The 25,551-nt window shown below is 46.2% G+C and carries 23 protein-coding genes; 3 read left to right on the top strand and 20 right to left on the bottom strand.

What is annotated here, in order from left to right; all coding sequences use genetic code 11:
• Positions 1 to 4: 4 nt before the first annotated feature.
• The 5 genes from fapR to G475_RS0109080 form a co-directional block, all read right to left on the bottom strand.
• Positions 5 to 559, bottom strand: a complete 555-nt coding sequence (gene fapR / locus G475_RS0109100; RefSeq protein WP_026701024.1) for a transcription factor FapR — start codon at positions 557 to 559, stop codon at positions 5 to 7.
• A 76-nt stretch (positions 560 to 635) separates the two neighbouring features.
• Entirely contained in the window at positions 636 to 2,681 is a 2,046-nt protein-coding gene (gene recG / locus G475_RS0109095; RefSeq protein WP_026701023.1) for an ATP-dependent DNA helicase RecG, read from the bottom strand.
• 147 nt (positions 2,682 to 2,828) lie between these two features.
• A complete protein-coding gene (locus tag G475_RS0109090) occupies positions 2,829 to 3,692 on the bottom strand; it encodes a DegV family protein (RefSeq protein WP_026701022.1) in 864 nt (287 codons plus the stop codon).
• Between the two features lie 32 nt (positions 3,693 to 3,724).
• The gene (locus tag G475_RS0109085; RefSeq protein ID WP_026701021.1) at positions 3,725 to 5,410 is read right to left on the bottom strand and encodes a DAK2 domain-containing protein; all 1,686 of its coding nucleotides are present in this window, start codon (positions 5,408 to 5,410) and stop codon (positions 3,725 to 3,727) included.
• A gap of 21 nt (positions 5,411 to 5,431) precedes the next feature.
• Entirely contained in the window at positions 5,432 to 5,794 is a 363-nt protein-coding gene (locus tag G475_RS0109080; protein ID WP_026701020.1) for an Asp23/Gls24 family envelope stress response protein, read from the bottom strand.
• Between the two features lie 251 nt (positions 5,795 to 6,045).
• Between G475_RS0109080 and rpmB the strand changes: the two genes are divergently transcribed.
• The gene (rpmB, locus tag G475_RS0109075) at positions 6,046 to 6,234 is read left to right on the top strand and encodes a 50S ribosomal protein L28 (protein WP_026701019.1); all 189 of its coding nucleotides are present in this window, start codon (positions 6,046 to 6,048) and stop codon (positions 6,232 to 6,234) included.
• 124 nt (positions 6,235 to 6,358) lie between these two features.
• Here rpmB and spoVM read toward each other — a convergent pair whose 3' ends face one another.
• From spoVM to G475_RS0108995, 15 genes are all read right to left on the bottom strand, one after another.
• Positions 6,359 to 6,439 carry a stage V sporulation protein SpoVM gene (spoVM, locus tag G475_RS27160; RefSeq protein WP_156911667.1) on the bottom strand — a complete coding sequence of 27 codons (81 nt, stop codon included), beginning with the start codon at positions 6,437 to 6,439 and terminating at the stop codon, positions 6,359 to 6,361.
• A 282-nt stretch (positions 6,440 to 6,721) separates the two neighbouring features.
• Positions 6,722 to 7,375 (bottom strand): ribulose-phosphate 3-epimerase, encoded by a 654-nt coding sequence (gene rpe / locus G475_RS0109060; protein ID WP_026701018.1) that lies wholly within the window; start codon positions 7,373 to 7,375, stop codon positions 6,722 to 6,724.
• 4 nt (positions 7,376 to 7,379) lie between these two features.
• On the bottom strand, positions 7,380 to 8,258 hold the full coding sequence (gene rsgA, locus G475_RS0109055; RefSeq protein ID WP_026701017.1) for a ribosome small subunit-dependent GTPase A: 879 nt from the start codon (positions 8,256 to 8,258) through the stop codon (positions 7,380 to 7,382).
• A gap of 11 nt (positions 8,259 to 8,269) precedes the next feature.
• Entirely contained in the window at positions 8,270 to 10,261 is a 1,992-nt protein-coding gene (gene pknB, locus G475_RS0109050; RefSeq protein WP_026701016.1) for a Stk1 family PASTA domain-containing Ser/Thr kinase, read from the bottom strand.
• On the bottom strand, positions 10,254 to 11,015 hold the full coding sequence (locus G475_RS0109045) for a Stp1/IreP family PP2C-type Ser/Thr phosphatase (RefSeq protein WP_026701015.1): 762 nt from the start codon (positions 11,013 to 11,015) through the stop codon (positions 10,254 to 10,256). The genes pknB and G475_RS0109045 overlap by 8 nt, the downstream gene beginning before the upstream one ends.
• Positions 11,016 to 11,024: 9 nt before the next feature.
• Complete coding sequence (gene rlmN / locus G475_RS0109040; protein WP_026701014.1) at positions 11,025 to 12,110, bottom strand: 23S rRNA (adenine(2503)-C(2))-methyltransferase RlmN; 1,086 nt, start codon at positions 12,108 to 12,110, stop codon at positions 11,025 to 11,027.
• A 25-nt stretch (positions 12,111 to 12,135) separates the two neighbouring features.
• Complete coding sequence (rsmB, locus tag G475_RS0109035; protein WP_233275757.1) at positions 12,136 to 13,488, bottom strand: 16S rRNA (cytosine(967)-C(5))-methyltransferase RsmB; 1,353 nt, start codon at positions 13,486 to 13,488, stop codon at positions 12,136 to 12,138.
• Positions 13,469 to 14,428: a methionyl-tRNA formyltransferase gene (fmt, locus tag G475_RS0109030; RefSeq protein WP_026701012.1), complete on the bottom strand. Its 960-nt coding sequence runs from the start codon at positions 14,426 to 14,428 to the stop codon at positions 13,469 to 13,471. Before fmt ends, rsmB begins: the two co-directional genes overlap by 20 nt.
• 282 nt (positions 14,429 to 14,710) lie before the next feature.
• Entirely contained in the window at positions 14,711 to 17,122 is a 2,412-nt protein-coding gene (gene priA / locus G475_RS0109025) for a primosomal protein N' (protein WP_026701011.1), read from the bottom strand.
• Positions 17,122 to 18,327, bottom strand: a complete 1,206-nt coding sequence (gene coaBC, locus G475_RS0109020) for a bifunctional phosphopantothenoylcysteine decarboxylase/phosphopantothenate--cysteine ligase CoaBC (RefSeq protein WP_026701010.1) — start codon at positions 18,325 to 18,327, stop codon at positions 17,122 to 17,124. Before coaBC ends, priA begins: the two co-directional genes overlap by 1 nt.
• A gap of 76 nt (positions 18,328 to 18,403) precedes the next feature.
• Positions 18,404 to 18,610, bottom strand: coding sequence for a DNA-directed RNA polymerase subunit omega (gene rpoZ, locus G475_RS0109015; protein ID WP_026701009.1), 207 nt, complete (start codon positions 18,608 to 18,610; stop codon positions 18,404 to 18,406).
• A gap of 3 nt (positions 18,611 to 18,613) precedes the next feature.
• Positions 18,614 to 19,228, bottom strand: coding sequence for a guanylate kinase (gene gmk / locus G475_RS0109010; RefSeq protein WP_026701008.1), 615 nt, complete (start codon positions 19,226 to 19,228; stop codon positions 18,614 to 18,616).
• Positions 19,229 to 19,269: 41 nt separating this feature from the next.
• Complete coding sequence (gene remA, locus G475_RS0109005) at positions 19,270 to 19,530, bottom strand: extracellular matrix/biofilm regulator RemA (RefSeq protein ID WP_026701007.1); 261 nt, start codon at positions 19,528 to 19,530, stop codon at positions 19,270 to 19,272.
• An 84-nt stretch (positions 19,531 to 19,614) separates the two neighbouring features.
• Positions 19,615 to 20,499 carry a YicC/YloC family endoribonuclease gene (locus G475_RS0109000; protein WP_026701006.1) on the bottom strand — a complete coding sequence of 295 codons (885 nt, stop codon included), beginning with the start codon at positions 20,497 to 20,499 and terminating at the stop codon, positions 19,615 to 19,617.
• Between the two features lie 74 nt (positions 20,500 to 20,573).
• Complete coding sequence (locus tag G475_RS0108995) at positions 20,574 to 23,213, bottom strand: calcium-translocating P-type ATPase, PMCA-type (RefSeq protein WP_026701005.1); 2,640 nt, start codon at positions 23,211 to 23,213, stop codon at positions 20,574 to 20,576.
• 99 nt (positions 23,214 to 23,312) lie between these two features.
• Between G475_RS0108995 and G475_RS0108990 the strand changes: the two genes are divergently transcribed.
• Both G475_RS0108990 and G475_RS0108985 read left to right on the top strand, forming a co-directional pair.
• Positions 23,313 to 25,025 (top strand): Rqc2 family fibronectin-binding protein, encoded by a 1,713-nt coding sequence (locus G475_RS0108990; protein WP_026701004.1) that lies wholly within the window; start codon positions 23,313 to 23,315, stop codon positions 25,023 to 25,025.
• Positions 25,026 to 25,265: 240 nt separating this feature from the next.
• On the top strand, positions 25,266 to 25,551 hold a 286-nt coding region (locus G475_RS0108985), incomplete at its 3' end, for a transposase (RefSeq protein ID WP_026701003.1).

Genomic DNA, 25,551 nt, shown 5'->3' with positions numbered 1-25,551 from the left:
ATATTTAGCGGCGGGAACGATACATGACAAACTCGCCATGAAAAACAGGTTCCTGCTGAACATTACTTGTCACTTCCACCCACGTTTTATGGCCGCGGGATTTTATGACAGAAGCTCTGGCGATAACCCGCTCTCCTTCTTTAACCTGTCTGCTGAAGTGCACAGAAGCTTTTGTCGTCAAGGCCAGCTCATCATTAATGATAGCTACAGCAAGCGAATTAGCCTGGGCAAATAAGTAATGACCTCTGGCAATGCCGGTTCTGGAAAATACATGATCCCTGCTTATATCTAAAATCGAAATTGCTTCTTCGTCGAGTTTCAGGTCTATAATTTCCCCGATAACTTCTTCAAGGGGGAGGGCTTGTACTTCATCCAGCCGCTCTCTTGCCACATGTTTAATCCGCTCCCGCAGTTCTGGAATCGACAACTCAAGACGATCAAGCCGAATGGTTTGGACGCTCACCTGAAAATCCTTTGCCAGTGCTTCATCGGTTCGGAAAGGATCTTCTTCTATTTTTTCTTTCAACTGCTGCTGGCGTTCTTTCTTATTTCGTTTCACTCTGCTCCCACCATCCGCTTCTATGACTAGGTACTAAGAGTAGTATATAATTCCATTTTGTTATTTTCAAGCACTATTAATCAAGTTTTTCTCCTTCTAAAACCCCGCTCTTCTCTAAATAAGAGCGTAACCCGGCATACTGAGTTTCTTCCCAGAACGCCCGGCTGTTTATCAGGGCGGCTGCGTCACCCCTGGCCGTTTCCAACGCTCTGTAATCATGAACTACGTCTGCTATTTTAAATTCCGGAAGACCGCTTTGCTTTTTCCCAAAAAAATCTCCCGGCCCTCTAAGTTCCAGATCTTTTTCAGATAAAGCAAAACCGTCTTCGGTTTCCTGCATTATCCGCATGCGCTCCTGTCCGGTTTCTCCTTTTGGATCCGCCATCAATATACAATAAGATTGGTGCTCTGCCCTGCCTACTCGGCCGCGGAGCTGATGGAGCTGGGACAATCCAAAGCGATCGGCGTCATAAATAAGCATAGCAGTGGCGTTTGGTACATTCACTCCCACTTCTACCACTGTGGTGGAAACTAATATTTGTATCTCATTTCTTGAAAAAGCCTCCATTACCTGCTCTTTTTCTTCTGTTTGCAATCGTCCATGCATTAAACCAACACGATAGTGAAGGAAAAACTGCTGCAGCTGATGGTGTACATCAATGGCATTCTGGACATCTAGAGCTTCTGATTCTTCAATAAGAGGACAGATAACATAAGCCTGTCTCCCCTGCTGAATTTCCTTTTCTATAAAACGCAGGATCCGCTCCAGCATATCATGTTTCACCCAATATGTTTTTATCGGTTTCCTTCCGGCAGGAAGTTCATCAATGGCAGACACATCCATATCGCCAAATACTGAAATAGCGAGGGTCCTTGGGATGGGTGTAGCCGTCATAAATAAAACGTCCGGCTCAAATCCTTTATCACGCAGGGCTCGTCTCTGTGCAACACCGAAGCGGTGCTGTTCATCTGTAATAACCAGTCCAAGCTGTTGAAAATGGACATCTTCCTGAATAAGTGCATGGGTGCCAATTACAATATGGACGGTACCATCTTCAATCCATGCATTGCGTTCTTCCCGTTTTTTCCCTTTAACAGAACCGGTTAATAGCGTAAGGGTGACATCTGTCTGCTGAAACAACTCCTGCAGACCTTCATAATGCTGTTCTGCAAGTATTTCAGTGGGAACCATAAGAGCAGACTGCCTCCCGGCCAGATAGGCAGCATACATTGCAATGGAAGCTACCACCGTTTTTCCTGAGCCGACATCTCCTTGTAACAGACGATTCATTTTCAAGGGGGTGCTCATATCATTCCATATTTCTTCCACCACCCGTTTTTGTGCCCCCGTCAAGGGAAAGGGAAGCTGATGGATAAACGAGGCTGCCTCTTCCCTTTTGAATTTGTGGGCTGTACCGCCTGCTGACAAACGTTCCTGCCGTCTGAAAACCTGCATTTTCAGCTGGAATAACAGCAGTTCTTCAAAAACCAGTCTCCGTCTGGCATGTTTTAACTCTTCCTTATTCTGCGGCATGTGGATCATTTGGAATGCTTGCTGCCGTCCGGGTAATTTATAGGAAGTAAGCAGGGTTTCCGGAAGCAGTTCTTCTATCCAGACGCCATACTCCTCTAACGCCTGCTGAATAAATCGGCGGAGCTGCTTTATCGTAACATTGCCTCCAACGGAATACACCGGTTCCAGCTGCTTAGATGGGTCAGGCTCCCCATTTTTAAAATCCTGAACGGTTATCGTCAGCTTGTATTTGTTCCATTTTCCCGTAAGAGTTACTGTTTGTCCCTGCTGTATCTTATTTTTTAAAAAAGCACGGTTAAAAAAGACAGCAGTTATAAGAATATTTTCGACCATCACTCGAACCGTCATTCTTGATTTTTTCTTGCCGTAATAACGAACAGCCGGTTCCGAGTGGATTACTCCCGCTATCGTTACCCGGTCCTCATGGCGCAGCTGTTCAATCGGCTGGACTTCATGATTCTCATACCGATAGGGAAAGTGTTGGAACATGTCGAGAATTGTATACAGGCCGAGCTGCTGCAGGTCGGTCTGTTTTTCTTCTCCAATCCCTTTCACCACGGAAACCGGCTGCTGTATGTATTGATTCATGTTTGCATCACAGGGGCCTTCCTGCCCTGATACACGTTTCTTCCTATAATGGATCTCATGCAGCAGCGCCCCCTTTCCTTTACCTGCTTGCTGCTGAAAAAAGAAGACTGTCCTGGTCTGATCCTCTCTCCAGGGCAGCCTCGTAAATTAATCTGCCGGTGTTACCGCGACGGCAATGGTTCCGTGGCCGGTGTGGGAGCCTATAACCGCTCCAATTTTCGTCAGGGTCGTAGATTGTACGTTAAGATCTGCCTCCGCCGCCTCCAGCAGGTCTTTCCCGGCAGCTTCTGCTTCCGCATGGGAAACTCCAATATGAACCGGACGCGTCCCATATTCTTCTTTTAAGGTATCGCATATAACCGCCACGGCCTTTTTCTTCCCGCGTACTTTTTTAAATGGGTATACGATCCCTTCTTCTGTAAGGCTTAACACCGGCTTCATTTTTAAGAGAGAACCAATTAATGCAGAGGCCTTTCCAATACGCCCGTTCTTATGCAGGTATTCCAAGGTATCCACGAGAAAATATACCTTTGTTTGGGAGAGCAGTGATTCAAGTTTGGTTTTGCACTCTGTTAAACCTGCCCCCTCCTCTGCCATTTTAGCTGCTTCCACAACAATAATTCCTATCGCGTAAGAAGCTTTTTTGGAATCTATTACTTCAACCTTTACATCATCTTCTACAGATTGAGCAGCAAGCGTCGCTGACTGTACAGTTCCGCTCATTTCCGACGAAAGATGAATCGACAGAATCGTAATATCGTCTTCCTCTGCTTTTTCCTGTATGCGCTGGTAAATAGTTTCGAACTCATAAGGAGTCGGCTGGGACGTAGAAGGGAGATCATCTATAAGATCCAGCCTGTTATAAAAAGCTTCCGGGGTGAGGTTTACTCCATCCTGAAACGTTTCATTCCCCATCATCACTTTTAAGGGAACAACCGTTATATTGTATTTCTGAACCAATTCCCGGGGTATATCAGCTGTACTGTCCGTCACAATTTTTACACGGCCCACCTTATACTCCCCTTCCTTTCATCATCCAGCGGTTATTCCACCGCTATAATATACGAATACAGCGGCTGACCGCCTTCATGAATTTCGATCTCCACTTCCGGAAATGCCTCTTCCAGATAGGCAGTGACTGCCGCATCGACAGATTCACTGCCGTCTTCTCCGCGGATTAAAGTCACGATTTCAGTGTCTTTATCCACGAGTTTTTTCAGCAGATCCATTGTCACGTTTTCTTTCTCCGCACCAGAGGACACAATATCCTTTTCGGCAAGACCCATGAAATCTCCTTTTTTAATTTCTAAACTTCCCATCATCGTGTCCCGCACGGCGTAAGTGACCTGGCCAGTTTTCACCTGTTTGCGCGCTAGTTTCATTGCTTCTTCATTTTCTTCGGGAGATACTTCTTCATTAAATGCAAACATAGCACTTAACCCTTGAGGAATGGATTTGGTCGGAATGACACGCACATGTTCTCCAGACACCTCTGCAGCCTGCTCGGCTGCCATTACAATATTTCCGTTATTAGGGAGAATAAAAATGGTGTCTGCTTGCACACTTTTAACTGCATTTAAAATATCTTCCGTGCTTGGATTCATAGTCTGTCCGCCTGCCACGACTTCATCAGCGCCCAGCCCTTTAAACAGCGCTTCAATTCCGGCACCGGCAGATACCGTAACAAATCCATAGGCAGAGGGAGTTTTCTGAGCTTCTTTTACTTCTTCCTGTCTCTTTTCCTCCGGTTGTTCGGTTAACAAGGCCTGATGCTGTTCTCTCATGTTTTCAATTTTGACATGGATTAAGCTGCCATACTTCTGAGCTTTTGAGAGAACTTCGCCGGGATATTCCGCATGGATATGTATTTTTATTAAATCCTCGTCACTGACGACTAACAGAGAGTCTCCCCAGTGGGACAGTTCCTGTTTGAATGCGTTTTCGTCAAAAGGGTGACGGGCCGTTTTTTCTTGTTCAAACTGAACCATTACTTCCGTACAGTACCCGTATTCAATATCTTCTGTTGATAAATGGGACTGAGCATTTTGATGGTGTTCTACTTTCACAAGATTCTCCAGAGAAGGAACCTCTGTTTCTTCTTTATCGGACACTTTACCAAGAAGAGCCTGCAGCATTCCTTCATAAATATAAACTAACCCCTGTCCCCCTGAATCAACGACCCCTACTTCTTTTAATACTGGAAGCAGATCCGGTGTTTTTTCAAGAGATTGTTCTGCATTTTTTAGTACAGTCTTCATCCATTCCACCGGGTTTTGGTCTATACCTTCCTGTTTTTCGGCACTTCCCGCTGCTTCTTTCGCCACCGTTAAAATAGTGCCTTCCACCGGTTTCATTACTGCCTTATAGGCAGTATTCACCCCTTCTCGCAAAGCTTCGTCCAAATCAGAAGATGTTAATATTTCTTTTTTCTCCAACGCCTTTGAAAACCCCCGGAAGAGCTGTGATAATATGACGCCCGAATTCCCGCGCGCTCCCATTAAAAGACCCTTTGAAAAAGCTTTGGCCACTTTTCCAGCGTGATTTTTATCCGCTGTTTCCACTTCCTTCACGCCGGAAGTGATGGTTAAATTCATATTGGTCCCGGTATCTCCATCCGGGACAGGAAATACGTTTAACGCATCTACTTTTTTAACATTTTTACTAAGAACAGCTGCGCCTTGCTGAAACATCCGGGCAAGCTGATCCCCGTCTACTTTCCTGTCAGTCAACGTTCTCTTCCTCCTCCTATCCTAGGTCTGCGCCACTCTCACTCCCTGAACATATACATTTACGGAGTCTACGGTCAGCCCCAGCATCTGCTGCAGTTGATATTTTACTTTGGACTGGACATTGTAGGCCACTTCTGAAATTTTCGTTCCGTAGCTTACAATAATATACATATCTATATGAATGCCGTCTTCTATCTCACGGATAACCACACCCCGTGAGAAATTTTCTTTTCCCAGCATTTCTGATAATCCGTCTTTTATCTGTTTTTGAGAAGCCATGCCGACAATACCATAGCAGTCTACGGCCGCCCCGCCTGCGATTGTGGACACAACTTCTCTGGAAACATCAATGGAACCTAACTGTGAGTTCATTTCTATCGTCATTGCGAACCTCCCTTTTCGCTTCCTTCCCTAAGCTAAGATTATTTTACTATACTCCTCCCTTTTTTGAAAGGAGCATTAGTAAAAGACGGTTTCCCCTGCTGTCTCCACAATAGGTAGAGAACGTACATTCGTCAAGTTAGCATGGGGTACGATGGAATTTTTAATTGCAATGCACTTTCTAATATGCTACGATATTTAAGTATGATTCAACAATCGAGTGAAACATGGACTAGGATAAGGAGGTGCATGTCATGGCACGTAAATGTCATGTAACAGGCAAAGGGCCAAAAACCGGCCACAATCGTTCTCACGCCAATAATGCAACCAAACGCCGCTGGGGCGCTAATGTTCAGAAAGTACGAATTATGGTAGACGGTAAACCTAAGCGGGTATATGTTTCTGCGCGAGCACTGAAATCCGGCAAAGTTCAGCGTGTGTAAAACTGCCTGTTTACCATATAATTGAGAAACCAGAATCATAAACGTAAAAAAGAAACGGGACTTTTCTATTTGAGATGAATCCCGTTTCTTTTTATGTCTTTTTGCTTACATAATTAAATTATTGTTAATCTTTTCTGATCGTACCGATGACGGCGCGTACAAACCCTCCAAGAAATTTCGGCAGTTTAATCGTATAAAATTTCATCACAAACTCCTCCTCTTTCTTTGCTAATTGCGGCACGCGCCGCTTATTCCTTGTTTTCCCCCGCCTGGCTGTTTTCGTTTCATTCAAGTTGCCGTAATCTCCAATAGCATTCTTCTATATGTATATTCAGCATCTTTCAAATAGTACATATAAAATCAATAAAAAATGGGTTTTTTCTGAAATCCCCGGGGCAGTTTGCGTCAAGACAGGTTTTCTGGTTCTTCTTCATTTCTTTGAAAAAAGAAGCGGAGGTACCTGTCTCCAAGAACCCCCGCTTCTTTTTTATGCTGAGCCATGTCGAATGGTTTCGATGACTTTCTTTCTATTTTCTTCTTTAAATACAGCAGAACCCGCTACGAGTACGTTAGCGCCCGCCTCTTTGCATAAAGACGCCGTTTCTTCATTCACGCCGCCATCCACTTCTATTTCTGCGTTATGTCCGGCTTCTGCCAGCATATCTTTTACTTCCCTGATTTTGGGGAGCACTTCTGCTATAAAATTCTGTCCTCCAAAACCAGGGTTCACCGTCATTAACAGGATTAAGTCCACTTTTGTTACAATATGCTTGATTGTCTCCACCGGGGTCGCCGGGTTAATGACCACCCCTGCTTTTACATTATTTTCATGTATCAGCTCAATCGTCCGGTGCAGATGCGGGCAGGCTTCGGCATGGACAGAAATAATATCAGCGCCGGCAAGGGCAAATGCTTCCACAAACTGTTCCGGTTTTTCAATCATTAAGTGAACATCAAGCGGCAGTGTCGTATGCGGGCGAATGGCAGAAACAATAAATGGTCCCATGGTGATGTTAGGAACAAATTGGCCGTCCATCACGTCTACATGTATATAATCCGCCCCGCCCTTTTCTACATCCTGAATTTCCTCTTTTAAACAGGACACGTCTGCCGCTAAGATAGATGGTGCAATTTTGGTCATTTTTTCAGTACCTCCGTAGTTGAGCAAGCTCTTCAAAAAATTGTTTGTAATGTTCATATCGAAACAGGGCAATTTCCTGATTTTCTACAGCTGCTTTCACCGCACAGCCCGGTTCTTTTCGATGGGTACAGCCCCTGAACTTACACTCCGGCATTCGCTTCCTCATTTCAGGAAAACATATGTCAAGATCCTCTTCATCGATCTTTTCGAAATCAAGAGAGCTGAACCCTGGAGTATCTGCAATAAAGCCATCCTGAAAGGGAATAAGCTCCAAATGTTTTGTCGTATGCCTGCCTCGTCCGAGTCGTTCAGAAACCTGGCCTGTCTCGAGGTCCAAGGAAGGCATCATTTGATTCAGAAGGGTCGATTTCCCCACACCAGATTCTCCGGTTACCATCGTAAGATGCCTGCTGATGTACTGAGTGAGATTCTCTATCCCTTTTCCATTTATGCTTGATACGAGATGAAAAGGATACCCCAGAGCTTCATATGTTTTTTTATAAGCCTGCAGTTTTTCCGTCATGTAGGAATCAGCCAGATCTTTTTTATTTATAATAATAATCGCATCAATGTCCATCGACTCCATATGTACAAGAAATCGATCGAGCATGGAAGTGGCAATAGCAGGCTCCATAGCAGAAAACACCAGAAAGGCCTGATCAATGTTAGCCATCGGAGGACGTATTAGTTCATTCTTTCTCTCCAGCACATCAAGCAGGTAACCTTCTGTTTTATTTTCCGCTTCAAATGTCACCCAATCCCCGACAAGGGGTTTTATTTTTTTCTTTCGAAATAACCCCCGGCCCCGGCATTGGTACACTTCCTGATCATGATACACATAATAGAACCCGCTTATCGCCTTCATAATAATTCCTTCTGCCATAATGCCTCCTGTTAATCTCCGTAGGAAAAACTGTTGGATTGTACTTCTTCGTTATCAACATATAACGTGTAAGTGCCATCTGTTTCCGGTGTAACTTCCAGCGGTACTCTGTACGTTTGTGTTTCTGTAATGCTTTCCTCTGTAAAGATCGTGGGGCCGCTCGTCGTCGCATCTTCATAGACAATACGGATATTATAAGCATTGCCTTCCTCTTCATCGCTTTCGGAAACTTCTACCGGGATCACTGCTTCCACTTGTTCTGAAAGATTCTCATCCGGTGAGGCTGACTCTTCTTCTGGTCCTTCCGAGATGACAAAATTGATATCGTCTCCCTCCGTAACCATGGTATAAGGAGCAGGAGAGTGCTCAATAACATTTCCTTCAGGAACGTTGTCGGAAGGACTGGATTCAAAGTTACCGTTCAAATTAGAGCTCTCCAGATAACTTTCCACTGCTTCCCGGGATTCACCCTGGAGGTTCTGCAGAGAAAATTCACGTTCTGTACTGTAGGTTAAGTTTACGGTCGTCTCCTGTGCCACAATACTTTCTCCAGCCTGAGGTTCCTGCTCAATGATCTGATCCGGAGGGTATTCCGACGTTTCGGACGGACTATATTCAATTCCGGCAAATCCGTCCAGCATTTCTTCTGCCTTGTCTCTTGAAACCCCGGTTAAATCAGGCATTTCATCCATTTCCGGTCCGTCGCTCACAAATAATTGCACCGTACTTTCTTCTTTTACCATCGTGCCGCTGCCCGGATCCTGGCTAATAACATGTCCTTCTTCCACATTGTCATCAGAAGTCCGTTCACTCTCTCCTGTCAGGCTCGCTTCTTCCAACTCCTGTATTGCGTCTTCCTCGGTCATATTCTGAACATCCGGCACCTCAACATCCTCCACCCTTAATAAATCGGGCAGTATCGTGAAAGCGGCGATGGCGGCGCCAAAACAGAGCAGAAACACTAACAGAAGCACCTTCCACCAGTTTTTTCTTTTCTTTTTCGGTGGAGCAGGGGGGACAGAGTTTTCTCCTCCATTTCTTTCAAGACCGTTTCTGGTCGTATCAGAACGGGCATTAAGCGTGGCGCTCCCATCACCGTTTTCCTCTTTTATTATCGGCACTGCCTTTGTTGCTTCTTCATCTACAGGCAGAATAAAAGGAGCTTCATTTCTTCTCTCTTTTGATAGGGATGTCTGCAGATCCCGGTGCATTTCCTGTGTATTGGCATAACGATCTTCCGGTTTTTTTGCTGTAGCTTTTACAACAGCATTCTCAAGACTTTGAGGGAGCCCGGGCCTTTTTTCTGAGGGGGCGGGAAGCGGTTCCTGCAGATGCTTTAAAGCAATGCTTACTGCCGAATCCCCTGTGTACGGCAATGAACCGGTCACCATTTCATATAAAACGACCCCAAGCGAATAGATATCCGATTTAGTCGTAATCACCCCGCCTTTGGCCTGTTCGGGAGACATATAATGAACAGAACCCATGACCGAATTCGTATGAGTAATGGTTGCAGCCGTTGAAGCTCGTGCTATTCCAAAATCGGTTACTTTGGCTTCTCCCTCTTCGTTCAGCAATATATTATGAGGTTTAATATCCCGGTGGACGATATGATTAGCATGCGCATGGCTGATAGCTCCCAGAATCTGCTCCATCAGCTGCACTGCCTGCTCCAGCGGCAGCGGCCCCTGCTGTTGGATTTTTTCTTTTAATGTCACTCCATCGATGTGTTCCATGACGATATAGTAAAGGTTGGCTTCTTCTCCAACATCGTAAATGTTTACAATATTTGGATGAGCCAGACTGGTCGCCGCCTGTGCTTCCCGGTGAAACCGGCGTATAAATTCCTCGTCTTCATTATACTGAGGCTGAAGCACTTTAACGGCAACAGGACGTTCCAGAATGACATCCTGTCCCCGGTACACATGAGCCATGCCCCCGCCGCCAATCATTTCCATTATCTCATAACGTTCACTGATCCTTTTGCCAATGAGGTCACTCATCTAGCTCCCCCTCCTTCTCCAGGGGGGAATGTATGATAACTGCCAGGGTAATATTGTCTTCTCCCCCTCGTTCGTTCGCTGTATGTATGAGCGTGAGAGCACGCTCATAAAGAGAATCCGGAGACTTCATGCATTCCTTCATTTCCTCGGCGCTCATTTTGTTCGTTAAACCATCTGAGCACAATAAAAGGCCTTCCCCAGCTTTCCATTCCATTGCCATCGTTTGGCTTTTCACCTTCGTTTCTGTCCCGATGGCTCTCGTTAGTACATTTTTACGGGGGTGGTTTTCTGCCTCATCTTCTGTAATTTGACCGCTTTTCTTTAACTCATTAACCAGGGAATGATCTTCTGTTTTTAAGTGGATCTGATCTTCTGTCAAGTGATAGGCCCGGCTGTCGCCGACATGGGCGATTACAGCAAAGGACAGTGTACAGATGGCTGCCACCATCGTGGTTCCCATTCCTGCCATTTTATTATTTTCCGTAGACATTTCATAAATCCGGCTGTTTGCTGTACCTATCTGCTGCTGCAGCCAGGATTCTGCCTCTTCCGGAGAAAATGATTGAGTTACGGGCTCCCAGGCTTTACGAAGGATATCTACAGCCATTTCGCTGGCTACGTCTCCTGCCTGGTGCCCGCCCATCCCATCTGCAACAACGGCTAGATATTCACCGGACTCATTTTCAAATATTCCGCCTGCGTCTTCATTATGCTCACGAACGCGGCCGACATCTGTTAAATATACAGTTTCCACCGGTTGAAGTCACCTCGTTTCTTCTTGTCGTTCATTCGCACGCAGCTGCCCGCAGGCCGCATCTATATCATGGCCCTGTTCACGACGAATGGTAACGTTCACTCCTTTTTCGCGAAGTGTTCTTTCAAAAGCAAAAATATCATTTTTGCTGGTGCGTACATAATCCCGTTCTGGTACATCATTTACAGGGATGAGATTGACATGGCATTTTAATCCATTTACCAGTTCAGCCAGCTCTTCGGCATGCTCCACCTGGTCATTGACGCCTCCGAACAGACCATATTCAAACGTTACCCGCCGGCTGGTTTTGTCCTGATAGTAGCGGATGGACTCCATTAGTTTCTCCACCGGCCACGCCCGGTTGACCGGCATTAGACGGCTTCGGATCTCAGAATTGGGGGCGTGCAGCGAAACAGCAAAGTTAATCTGAAGCTGTTCATCGGCAAAATCGTATATTCTCGGCACCATGCCGCTCGTTGAGACAGTAATATGGCGGGCCCCAATGTTTAAGCCGTTATCATGATTAATAATTTTCAAGAATGAAAGTAACTCATCGTAATTATCAAACGGTTCACCGATTCCCATCACAACAATAGAATCAACTCGTTCTCCTTTTTTGTCAAGATCTTTTTGAATTTCCAGGACTTGAGCCGTAATTTCCCCGGCTTCCACGTTCCGTTTTAGTCCGCCGAGTGTGGAAGCACAGAATGTACAGCCAAGTCTGCAACCGACCTGGGATGTAACACAGACACTATTGCCGTAGTCATGTTTCATCAGAACCGTTTCAATGGTGTAGCCGTCTTTCAGTTCAAATAAATACTTTACCGTGCCGTCCACCGATTCCTGATGAGTAACTTCCTTTAGGACTGTAATCGAAAACGCTTCTGCTAATTTTTGACGAAGTTGTTTAGACAGATTGGTCATTTCTTCAAAAGATTGAACTCTTGTCTGGTACAGCCAGTAAAATATCTGCTGCGTACGGAACTCCGGTTCTCCCTGCTCCTGCAGCCAGCTCTGCAGTTCCTCGTATTCCAGTGAATAAATCGACGGCAGGCCGACGGATTCTGCCGCTACTTTTGTTTTTAATGCTTCCATGGTGTGGGTCACCCTTTCTTTATGGTTAATAACGTCTTTTTAAAGCTGCCATGAAAAACCCGTCGGAATGAAAATCCTGGGGAAAAATAGTCAGCTGGTTTTCTGATGTTTTATCTTTCATTTCGGGCAGACAGCCGCAGGCGCTTTTATCTCTTTCAAAGGATGGATTATTCTCCAGAAAAGAGTTGACGATCTCTTCGTTTTCCTGCTGCCGTAGAGTACAGGTGCTGTATACAAGCCGTCCTTCCGTTTTCACCAATTCTGCGGCTTCTTGCAAAACAGCAGATTGGATCTGCGGTAAACGCGAGATTTCCTCTTTTTCTTTCTGCCATTTGACTTCCGGTTTCCTCCGAATGACTCCCAGCCCGCTGCACGGCGCATCTACCAATACACGGTCAAAAGTCCGCGGCTCATGTTTGGTGGTTAGTTTTCTTGCATCCAGGGCTGCTGCCTGTACATTGGTTATTCCAAGCCGTTCTGTCTGTGTTTCAATCAGTCGTACTTTTTTTTCGTGCAGATCATAGGCCTGCAGCGTGCCTTCATTATTCATGAGTTCAGCGGCGTGGGTTGTTTTTCCGCCGGGAGCCGCGCAGGCATCCAGCACATTCATCCCAGGTTTCGGATCAAGCAGCCTCGCCACCAGCATCGAGCTTTCATCCTGCACTGTACATAACCCGTCTTGAAAGGCGGAGGTCTGAAAAATATCGCCGGAAGTAATCAAAACAGCCTCGGGGGAAATATTCCCGGCCTTCACCGAACAACCTTCCTGCTCCAGCTGACGCAGGAGCGATTCTTTATCTGTTTTCAATCGGTTCAAACGAACAGTTAGTACAGGTGGCTCAAGATTTGTTCGTGCCATGGCCTCTGTACGGACTTCTCCATACGCGGCTGTCCATTCCTGGAGAAGCCATTCCGGATGGCTCGTTTCCAGTGCCAGAGAGGTCAAATAAGGGAGGCGGCTGTCAATAGAAGGGATCCCCTCCCTCTGGATAGAACGAAGCACCCCGTTGACCAGCCCGCTGACTCCCCGATGTCCTTTTTTCTTGGCTATTTGAACGGCTTCATGAACAGCGGCCCTCTCCGGAACTCTGTCAAGGTACTCCATTTGATAGACAGTCAGTCTCAATAACTGAAGAACCCAGGATTGCAGAGAAGCTGTCCCTTTTTTCACAAAAGGCTCTATAAAATAATCGAGCGTATTCTTCCGTTTTATCGTGCCATAGACCAGCTCGGTTAGCAATGATGCATCCTTGTCGGAAATAGTGCCTTCCTTCAGCACATGATTCAGGAGAAGATGGCTGTATGCTCCTTCTTTTTCAATCCGCTCCAACATACGTAATGCTTCTTCTCTCACATTTTTAAACATTTTTTTGCTCATTTGTAAAAGATTCTCCTGTTTGCAATTCATGCGAACCGCGTAAATAATCGGCTGCCTGCATCTTTTTCTTCCCGGCCGGCTGCAGCTCTGTAATTTTAAGTGCTGTTTGATCCGATGATGCCACCACTATTCCGTCTTCTTCTATGGAAAGAATAGTCCCGGCCGGTGCTTGCTCTGAGGCTGAAACCTGGATTTTCCCAGCCTGCCAGATCTTATATGGCATTTCTTTGTAAATGGTGTAAGCCACCGGCCACGGATTCATACCTCTGATCTGATTATAAATGGTTTCCCCGGGGTTGTTCCAGTCTATCCGCTCCTGCCCCCGTTGAATATTGGGGGCAAAGGTAGCCTCCGCTGGATTCTGTGGAACTGCAGTAAGCTCGTTCTTTTCCAAAAGAGGCAGGGTCTCAAGCAGAAGGTTCCTTCCTGTAATACTTAATTTATCGTGCAGCGACCCTGCTGTATCTTCCTCTGCCACAGGTACTTCTTTTTTAGCCAGCATATCGCCGGCGTCCAGTTCTTTCACCATATACATGATCGTAATGCCGGTTTTTTTCTCTCCGTTAATCACCGCCTGATGAATCGGAGCTCCTCCTCTGTATTTAGGAAGCAGAGAAGCATGGACATTAACAGCTCCAAGAGGAGGAAGTTCAAGAATCGATTCGGGCAGAATCTGTCCGTAAGCAGCTGTAATAATAGCATCCGGAGCTTTTTCCCTCATCCACTCGATATTTTCTTTATTTTTTAGTGTTTCCGGCTGGAATACGGTTAAACCGTGACGAACTGCTTCTTCTTTTACGGGCGGAGGGGTCATTTGCTTCTTCCGTCCTTTAGGACGGTCCGGCTGGGTAACCACTGCTTCTATTTGATATCCTGCTTCGATAAGTCCCCGCAGAATAGGAACGGAAAAATCCGGGGTTCCCATAAATACAACCTTCATTTTACATCACCTTTCTTAAGAAAAGCGTAAGCGCCCTGGGAATCCGCAACAGGTTCTCGCGACGCACAGGAAGTGCTAGTACCGCCATTCCCACTGGGCCCTGGAGCTGGATTTCGAAAACGCCTGCCTTTTAAATTTTCTTTCTAAGAAGAAAAGCGCAGGGATCCTTCCTGCCTTGCGATGGAGAACAGGCTGAAAACAGAAACCGGAGTACCTCCATCATACGCCACTATTCACAAAAACAACCCCGTATACTGAAGCCTCAAGAACGGGGTTGTGTCCTTACATAAACATCTGCGGTTCCATATCAATAGAAATCGTAAGATCCTCTTTAGCCATTTCTTTTTGGTAATTAGAATGCATATCATTCAGTATTCGGATTAAATCCGGTTCATTTTTGTATTTTATCATGCATTGATATCGATATCTATCTTTAATTCTTGCAATAGGTGACACGGTTGGCCCAAGAATTTTTGATTCCGGCGAAAGAGCCGTTTTTAAATGTGCCGCCATTTGATCGACGGTTTTCATAGCTTTTGCCGCGTTTTCATGGGAGACCGTTAAAAGCGTAATATAATAGTAGGGAGGATACCCTCCGCGTTTTCTCTGTCCCATTTCCGCTTGGGCGAATGCCTGAAAATCATGAGTGCGGGCGTACTGAATGCTGTAGTGTTCCGGGGTATAGGTCTGCACGACAACTTCTCCGCGAAGTTTATCCCTGCCTGCTCTGCCGCTTACCTGGGTCAACAGCTGAAAAGTGCGCTCCGGTGCACGAAAGTCTGGCAGATGAAGCATGGTATCTGCTGCCAGGACTCCCACCAATGTGATTTTAGGAAAATCCAGCCCCTTGGCGATCATCTGCGTACCAAGCAGTATATCCGCTTCCTCATTCCGGAAGGATTGCAGCAGTTTTTCATGCGACCCTTTTCTTGACGTGGTATCTACGTCCATGCGGATAACCCTGGCCTCCGGCAGCAATTGCGTAATTTCTTCCTGTACTTTCTGGGTGCCCGTACCAAAAAAACGAATATGATCGCTGTCACATTCAGGACATTTATTCACCATTGGTTCATGATATCCACAGTAATGGCATTTCAACAGGCGGCCGGTATGATGATAGGTTAACGTTATTTCACAATGAGGACAGGCTGCCGTGTAACCGCAATTGCGGCACATGACAAAGGTGGAATAACCGCGTCTGTTTAAAAATAACACGATTTGTTCTCCTTTATTCAGCCGGTCCCGTATTTTTTCCAATAAAAGCCGGGAAAAAGCCGAGCGATTTCCCTGTTTTAACTCCTCGCGCATATCCGTAATTTCTACTTCAGGCATGGCAGTGTTATTGACACGGCCTGGAAGTTCAAGGAGCTGATATACATTTCGGGAAGCCCGGGCGTAGGATTCGAGCGAAGGGGTCGCGCTTCCCAGAATAACCGGACATCCATGATAGTTTCCTCTCCACAAGGCGACCTGCCGGGCATGATAGCGCGGATGATCTTCCTGTTTATAACTTCCTTCATGTTCTTCATCAATGATAACAATCCCGAGATTTTCAAACGGAGCAAACACAGCGGATCTCGCCCCTACTGCTACTTTCACTTCTTTGCGGTGGACTTTTCTCCACTCGTCGTATTTTTCTCCCGAAGATAATGCGCTGTGAAGGACAGCTACCTGAGAACCAAATCTTTCTTTAAAACGTTCCACCATTTGCGGCGTCAATGAAATTTCAGGTACAAGGACAATGGCTTCTTTGCCTTTATCAAGAACTGTTTCTATGGCACGAAGATATACCTCTGTCTTTCCGCTCCCTGTAACTCCGTGCAGCAGAAAAGGAACGTATTCCCTTTTTTCAACAGCTGTATGAATAGGTTGAAGAACCTGTTTTTGCTGATCTGTCAGGAGTGGTCGTTCGGTTTCGGAAAACGAATGATGCTCGTAGGGATCCCGGTATATTTCCCTGTATTCTTCCAGCAGCAGCCCCTTTTTAACGAGAGACTGAATCACCCCCTGGGTTACGCCAAGCTGCTTCATCACTGTCTGCGCCGTAACAGAGGTGTTCGGATAATAAGAGGATATCCAATTCATTACTTCAGTCTGCTTTTTTGCTTTGTTTCCAAGCTCTGTCTTGTAATCTTTTGTCGGTCCAGACGACGGGAGACGGAGAACGCGGACCGTTTTTTTATTTGTACGATCCTGGAGACGATAATCTATGATAAGTTCTTCGTTTTGGAGGGCTTTTTTCAATGCCAGCCGTATTTCTTTACCGGCGGCTGCCTGTTCCCAGTTGATTTCTTTTGTTTCGGCAAACAAGGGCTGGAGTTCTGCTGGAAGTTCAGCAGGATCCCCAGCCGGACGGAGTATCTTTTTTGGTTTCGCACGAATGGCTGACGGAATCATGGATTGATAAGCCGTAATGAGAAAACAGACAGTTTCCAGAGCCAGCCATTCTCCAAGCTCCAACAGTTCGTTTGTCAGGACCGGATAGGGATCGAGAATTTCCTGCAATGGTTTAACCCGCGACAGTTCTGTCTGGTCTGTTATTTTCCAGACAAACCCCTGGATTTTTCTCGGACCAAACGGTACTACAATTCTCATCCCCGGTTTTACAATACCGTCAAATTCCTCAGGAATACGGTAATCAAAGGCTCTATTTGTCTGAGCTGCCGCAACATCCACGATAACTTTTGCATACATTACGATTCATCCTTTTTCAACAGCGGCGTGGCATAAGCAAATATTTCTTTGGCAGCTTCTGTCTTTGTCAGCAGGGGAAGATAAAAAGGAGATTCTCCTCTTCTTAGGAGCATGATCTCATTGGTGTCTGTCTGAAAACCCGCCCTGTCGGATGATATATTATTCGCCACTACCATATCCAGGTTCTTGCGTTCCAGCTTGTCCTTCGCATAGGTTTCCACATCCGTGGATTCTGCAGCAAAACCAATGAGCAGCTGATGGCTTTTCTGTTCACCCAAGGCAGCCAGTATATCTTTCGTCCGTTCCATTTCTATTGAAAGCGGGCCGGTCTGTTTTTTCCTTTTTTCCTGATGACGCTCGGCCGGACGGTAATCGGAGACCGCTGCCGCTTTACAGACAACATCTGCCTCAGGAAAGTATTGCATCACCGCTTCATACATTTCTTCGGCAGAGGTGACATCTATCCTCTTTACATGCGGAGGTGTTTCCATCTGCACCGGCCCGGTGACCAGTGTCACCTCCGCACCAAGAGCGGCGGCTTCTGCTGCGGCGGCAAATCCCATTTTTCCGCTCGATGGATTCGTAAAAACACGGACCGGATCACTGTATTCATATGTCGGCCCTGCCGTAACGAGTACCTTTTTCCCTTTGAAGGGGGAAGCGGTTTGGTATGTGGATTGTAAAAAAGCCGTAATGTCTTCCGGCTCCGCCATTCTTCCCTTTCCAATCCAGCCGCAGGCAAGATAGCCGTCCCCCGGTTCAATGAAATGCCAGCCCCTCTGTTTCAGCGTTTTCATGTTTTCCTGGACCGCTGGATGTTCATACATGTTCACATTCATCGCAGGAGCAATATAAACCGGACACCGCGCTGCCAGAATGACAGTCGAAAGCATATCATCAGAAAGGCCGCCAGCTGCTTTCCCAATAATATTGGCTGTAGCAGGCGCAATCAGAATGAAATCAGCCCAATCCGCTACATCAATGTGAGCTACCTTTTCCGGATCTTTTTCGGCAAAAGTGTCATCATACACCCGGTCCCGGGTTAAGGCTTGAAATGTTAAAGGCGTCACAAACTCTTTTGCATGCTGCGTCATGACCACCTTTACTTGCGCCCCTGCCTGAGTCAGTTTACTGGCAAGAGCTGCTGCTTTATATGCCGCAATGCCTCCGGTTATCCCTAATAACACATGCCTGCCTTCGAGCATCACCGCTCCCTCCTTCCATAACCCCTTTTCCCTTTTAAAAACAACAACCTATACAAAGCAGGTTGTTGTTCATGATTCACTCTGTGTGTTTGTACCCTAACGTTCCCTGATCAATTTCTTTCAAGGCAATGCCAACCAGCTTGGAAGAATCATAGTCCTCTCCTGAAAATTCAGGGTTCTGCTGCAGTTCTTTCAATTCGCGGGCACGTAAAGCTGAAATCGTGCACAGGGTGTATTTTGAATCAATGTTTTTCATCAATGTGTCGACAGATGGATATAACATCGGTTATTCAACCTCCACTAATTGTTTGTATTTTTCCATTAACCTTTCCCTTTTACAGTGTTCAGCCGTAACAATGGAGCGGATCCGTTCGACCGCATGCCCGACTTTATCGTTTTCTACGACGTAATCATACTGCTCCATCATTTCCAGTTCTTCTTTTGCCACCGTCATACGCTTGTCGATCAAATCCTCGGTCTCTGTTCCTCTTTCCGTAATACGGGAACGGAGTTCGGCAAGGCTTGGAGGCATTAGAAAAATAAAAACTCCGTCGGGATAGCGATCTTTTACTTTTCTGGCTCCCTGAACTTCAATCTCCAAAATAATATCTTTGCCCTCATCGACGGTGTCTAAAACATAATCCAGCGGGGTGCCGTAATAATTCTCCACATATTTTGCCCATTCGAGCAGCCGGTTTTCTTCAATCATTTTTTCAAATTCCTGTTTTGTTTTGAAAAAATAATTGACGCCGTGGGTTTCTCCTTCCCGCGGCTGCCTCGTTGTGGCCGATACGGAATACTGGATATCCGTATCCTCTTCCCGGAGCGCTCGGCATACTGTACCTTTCCCCACCCCGGCCGGGCCTGATAAAACAACTAATAATCCTTTTTCATCCTGCATGGAATTCCAACGCCTTTCCTGCAAAATAATAAACTTTCCGGTTAATCATCGGAAGAGTCATCCCGTGTCGTTAACCGCTGTGCTACCGTCTCCGGCTGGACCGCCGATAAAATGACATGATCGCTGTCCGCTATGATAACAGCTCTCGTCCTTCTGCCATAGGTGGCATCCACCAGCATATTGCGGTCTCTTGCCTCTTGGATAATTCGTTTGATAGGTGCTGATTCGGGGCTGACGATAGAAATAATTCGATTTGCTGAAACAATATTTCCGAACCCTATGTTGATCAATTTAATATTCACTAGAATCCCTCACTTATCCGGAGCGACAGCTACGCTCTATTTTTACCGCTTTATAACAACTATATACGAAAATGCGTTCGCCGGCTACTCTATATTCTGGACTTGTTCTTTCATTTTTTCAAGTTCACTTTTGATTTCTACCACGAGATGGCTTAAAGATGCACTGTTGGCCTTCGATCCGATCGTATTGGCTTCCCGGTTCATTTCCTGCACCAGAAAGTCAAGCTTTCTCCCTTTTGCCCCCTGTTCATACAGCACGGTGGAGAACTGATCACAATGAGAAAATAACCGTGTCAGCTCCTCCTCTATGTTCGCCTTCTCAGAGAAAACAGCCACCTCCGTCATAAGGCGCTGATCGTCACCGTCGTAAGCGGCTTCTTTCAAAAATTCTTTCATTCGTTCCTGAAGACGTTTTCGATAGGTGTCTACGACGAGAGGAGCCTGTTCCGAAATTTCCTTTGTCCGGGATTGGACTGTTTCGATTCTGGCGAGTAGATCCGATCGAAGCGTCCCGCCCTCTTTTTTTCTCATATCAGATAATTGGTCTGCTGCATCTTCGACTGCTTTTTTGACATGTTCTTCCCAATTTTCATCCATTCCTGATTGTTCCTCTACCGCAACAATATCAGGATGAAGCAGGAAGTCCTGCAGCCGGAGTCTCGAATCGAATACGTTTAATTGTTCCATTTCATCGGCCTGATCGAGCAGGCGGTGCAATAAGTTCCAGTCAATGCTGGCATCTTTGGCGGAGCGGGCCTCCCCTTCGAGGGTAATAAATACTTCGATACGGCCCCTCTCTATTTTCTGCTGGATGATACGCCGTATTGTGTCTTCTAAATAATACAGGGCACGGGGCATTCGGAATTGAATATCACAAAAACGGTGGTTCACTGATTTCATTTCCACAAAAACGCGGCCGTTTCCATGCTCTGCCGCACCGCTTCCGTATCCAGTCATGCTTACTGACATTCTATCACTTCCGCTTCTCCTATTCTAGATAATTTTATCACCTGCCACAAGCTTATGAAAAGGGGAGAGACTTCTTATTTACGATCATTCTGCCAAAAACGGCTTCCGGCAAGGGCAAATGTAGGAATCGCAGCAAGACCCAGGACCAGCATCCATTCCATGGCAGAAAGGGCTGTTGTATGAAAAATCGGCTGGAAAAACGGTACATAAATGACAAGTACCAGCAGCAGCACCGACGATAACACAGAGGCCGTTAAAAATTTATTTTCAAAGGGCGGACGGTCAAAAATAGAATGCCGCGCCCGGCAGTCAAAAACATGGATAAGCTGCGCCATCACCAGAATAGAAAAAGCAATCGTCTGGGCTCGTATTAAATCATCCGGATGTTCATTTAGAGAAGTGATAAAACCAGCAAGCGTGACCACCCCAATCAAAAATCCACGGCTGATTATTTTCCATCCCATTCCGCCGGCAAATATACTCTCTGATCTAGCCCGGGGCGGCCGCTTCATGCCATCTTCCTCCGGTTGGTCCACTCCGAGAGCCATCGCAGGAAGGCCGTCTGTTATTAAATTGATCCATAAAATCTGGATCGGTACCAGCGGCAGCGGCAGGGCCAGCATAACCGCAAACAGCATAACAAGAATTTCGCCGACATTCGAAGCGAGCATATAGCGGATAAACTTTCGGATGTTATCGTATATATTCCTGCCTTCTTTGATGGCTGAACGGATGGTTGTAAAATTATCATCCCGGAGGATAAGGGCAGCTGCTTCTTTTGCTACGTCCGTTCCTGTCCTGCCCATTGCCACGCCGATATCAGCTGCTTTTAAAGCAGGAGCGTCATTCACCCCGTCTCCGGTCATGGCCACCACATGTCCTGCCTTCTGCAATTCATGGACGATCTGCAGCTTATCTTCCGGGCTGACCCGGGCAAACACATAAGTGCGCTGCAGCAGCTCCCGTTTTTCTGCAGGATTTACTGTTTTCCATTCTTGTCCGGTTACTACTTTTCCATACGCCGGAAGCAGTCCGATTGATTTGGCTGTGGCAGCAGCAGTCGTTTTATGATCCCCAGTGATCATTACCGTTTTTATCCCGGCTCTTCTACATTCCTGAATAGCGCCTTTCACTTCGGGCCTTGGAGGATCCATCATTCCTTCCATTCCTACGAACGTTAAATTTTTTTCTGCCTCGTCCGGAGTCTTAATAATTTCTCCGGAACGAAGGGGGCGCACAGCTACAGCTATAGTACGCCATGCCCTGGAAGCCATTTTTTCCATCACTTGTCCGATCTCTGCTTTTCTCCCTGTTGTTAGTTTTTCATAACTGGAATCGGTTTGAATGAAGCTGCTTTTCTCCAGCAGAATATCCGGCGCCCCTTTTGTTATAATATAGGACTGTCCATATTTATCAGTCGTCAGGACGGTCATGCGTTTCCTGTCCGAATCAAAGGGGAATACTTTTTCAATGCGGTGGCTGGAAAACAGTTTGGAAAGGGAAATACCCGAGGCATCCGCTGCTTCCATTAACGCTTGTTCCGTGGAATCCCCCTCTCCTGCTTCTCCTTTCGTATAAACATCAATCGCCGTCTGACTGCATAGTACCGCATTGGAAAGAAGACGCCCGTAGGTCGATTTGGAAAAACCTTTGGTCGTTTTAGACCGGGTTGTTAACCCGTTATTATTCCATAACCCTGTTACCTTCATTTTATTTTGTGTCAGCGTCCCCGTTTTATCAGAACAGATAACGGAGGCACACCCCAGCGTCTCTACCGCTGGCAGATGCCTTACAATAGCCTGTCGTTTAATCATCCGCTGGACTCCCAAAGCGAGGACCACCGTAACAATTGCCGGCAGGCCTTCCGGGATGGCCGCTACGGCAAGAGAGACTCCGGATAATATCATTTTATAAAACGGCTGGCCCTGCATAAGACCCAGGACCACCACAAGTGCCGTTAATATAAGCGCGCCGGTTATAAGGATTTTCCCAAGATGGTCCAGCCGTTTCTGCAGAGGTGTCTCGGCATTGCCGGAATGGGTCATCAAATGAGCGATTTTTCCCATTTCTGTTTTCATTCCTGTCGCAACCACAACCCCGACAGCCTGTCCTCTCGTTACAACCGTTCCTGAAAAGGCCATATTCCTTTTTTCTCCGATGGAAATATTCTCCTGCTGCAGCACCGAGGAGTTTTTCTGCACTGGATAAGATTCACCAGTCAAGGCAGATTCCTCTGTCGTCAGGCCGTTTACCGTGAAAAGACGGATATCTGCGCTTATTTTATCCCCGCTCTGCACTTTGACAATATCCCCCGGCACCGCGTCCTGTGAAGGAATAGTATGCCATGTTCCATTACGTTTCACCATGATGGTGGGGGAAGACAGTTCTTTTAACGTATCTAATGATTTCTCTGCTTTATTTTCCTGAATAAATCCAAGAACACCGTTGAGCACCACAATACAGATAATCGTTAACGCATCTGCATATTCGCCCAATGCCGCAGAGACGAGTGTGGCACCGATTAACAATACTATCATCATGTCCTGAAACTGCTGCAGAAACAGCTTCCATGACGGGACCTTTTTCTTTTCCTGCAGACGGTTCAGCCCGTGTTCTTTCCGTCTTTGTGCGGCCTGTCCGTCCTCAAGACCCGAAGATGCCGTTACGTTCAGGATTTGTTCCAGTTCCTTTTGAGATTGGTTATGCCAATTCATTTCGCTCGCTCCTTCGGTTAAACATGTCATCATATCCTATTCAGACAAGCCGGAAATCATGCTATACTTGTGAAAGCGAAGAAAGGAAGGAATGCAGGTATGTCATTTGACGGAATCATGACAAAAGCTGTCATCGATGAATGTAATCACACTTTATTAAACGGAAGAATCACCAAAATAAAACAGCCCTATAAAACGGACCTGCTTTTAACCATCCGGGCCGATCACAGGAACCATCAACTGTTATTATCTGCGAACCCCAGTTTTTCAAGGATGCATATGACCAATGTAAAAGTGGAGAATCCAAAGGAGCCGCCCATGTTCTGCATGCTCCTTCGCAAACACATCGAGGGCGGCTTCATCAGGGAAATCCGTCAGGAGGGCATGGAACGAATTGTTACCTTAGTTATTGAAGGGAAAAATGAACTGGGGGATACCTCGATTAAGCATCTGGTGGTTGAAATCATGGGAAAACACAGCAATGTTCTGCTGGTGGAAGAAGAGACCAATATTATCCTCGACAGCATGAAGCATTTATCTCCGTCTGTGAACCGTTACCGTACGATTTTACCAGGGAGAAGCTATGTGGGGCCGCCCAGTCAAAATAAAATCAATCCGCTTCACGCCGACACCGACACGGTTATGAGAAAACTGGACATGAATCAAGGAAAACTGGACCGTCAGCTTGTGCAGGCCTTTATAGGAATTTCTCCGCAGACAGCCCAGGAAATCATTTACCGTGCAGGTATCGGAGCCGGCGCTCAGGATATTGCTTCTGTATTTTTAACGATGATGAAAGACGCGGCAGACGAGCACTACGCTCCGCAGATTATCGTTCAGAAGGGAAAAGAATGGTATTCCGTACTCGATATGCACCATTTGGAAGGAGAACGGAAGGAATTCCCTTCTGTCAGTGATATGCTCGACCGGTTTCATTCCGGGAAGGCCGAACGGGATCGTGTCAAACAGCGGGCTTACGATTTAGAGAAACTGCTTCGAAATGAATGGCAGAAAAATAAAAAGAAAATTAAAAAGCTGGAACAGACAGAGGAGCGCGCAAACCACTCGTTAGAAGCTCAAAAATACGGCGAGCTGCTCACTGCAAATCTTCATCTTATACAAGGTGGGGAAAAAGAGATTGAAGTGATCGACTATTACGATGAAAACGCAGGGACCATCACCATCAGTCTTGACCCGGAAAAATCCCCTTCTGATAACGCACAGGCGTTTTTTCGTCAGTATAACAAGGCAAAAACGTCTCTTGAAATGAGCAGAAGGCAGATAAAAGAAGCAGAATCGGAAATGGAATATCTCGAACAGCTGCTTCAGCAGCTCGAGTCCGCAGCGCCTTCAGATATTGAAGAAATTCGGGAAGAACTCGCTGAACAGGGCTATATTAAAAAACGACCCGAAAAAGGAAGAAAAAAGAAAAAACCTACAAAACCTGTACTTGAAAAATATATTGCAAGTGATGGGACGGAAATACTGGTCGGTAAAAACAATAAGCAGAACGAATATCTCACGGGGCGGGCCGCCAATCGGGAGGACACCTGGCTTCACACGAAGGAGATCCCAGGTTCCCATGTCGTTATTCGAAGCAGCAGCCCAGCAGAAGAAACTCTGTTCGAAGCCGCCAACCTTGCTGCATATTTTTCTAAAGCGAGAGATTCCAGCTCCGTCCCGGTGGATTATACAAAAATTAAGCATGTTAGGAAACCAAACGGGGCGAAACCCGGCTTCGTTACCTACGATAACCAGGCCACTGTGTTTGTAACACCCGATCAGGATCTTGTCCTCACTATGCGTCCGTGAACAACGTGAGCTGCCGCTGCAGCAGCCACATAAGGCACAGAACTTGAGGACATTTATTCCGTTAAACGTCACTATTAGCGGGATATGGCGGGTTTTTCGGACATTTGTTCCGCTATTTGTGGAACGGAAGGCTTTTTTTACTCGAAAAAAGAGAAATAAATCACCAAATAAATTTAGAATAAAAAGTGGACACCTTCTTCATGGACATGGCATGATAAAACCAACAAGGAGGGTTCCCCCATGGGTGAACAGCGTCAACAGTACAGCGAAGCTTTTAAAAAGGACACGGTCCGTTATGTCCAGCAGCACAAACAACAGAAAAACATCACCGACATTGCCGAGGACTTACAGATTCCTCGAAGCGCGTTGTATGAATGGATGAAGCAATACCGCGAATTTGACGACGAACCGGTTGTCGACCACCAACACGTCAAAGACCTGGAACGCCAGTTGAAAGCCAAAGAAAAGGAACTGGCGGATAAAGAAGAAGAACTGGCGATTTTAAAAAAGACGGTGCACATCTTCA

Origin of the sequence: Salibacterium aidingense DSM 18341 (genome assembly GCF_000429685.1) — a bacterium.
Classification (GTDB): Bacteria; Bacillota; Bacilli; order Bacillales; family Marinococcaceae; genus Salibacterium; species Salibacterium aidingense.
This window is presented reverse-complemented; position numbering and strand designations above follow the sequence as displayed.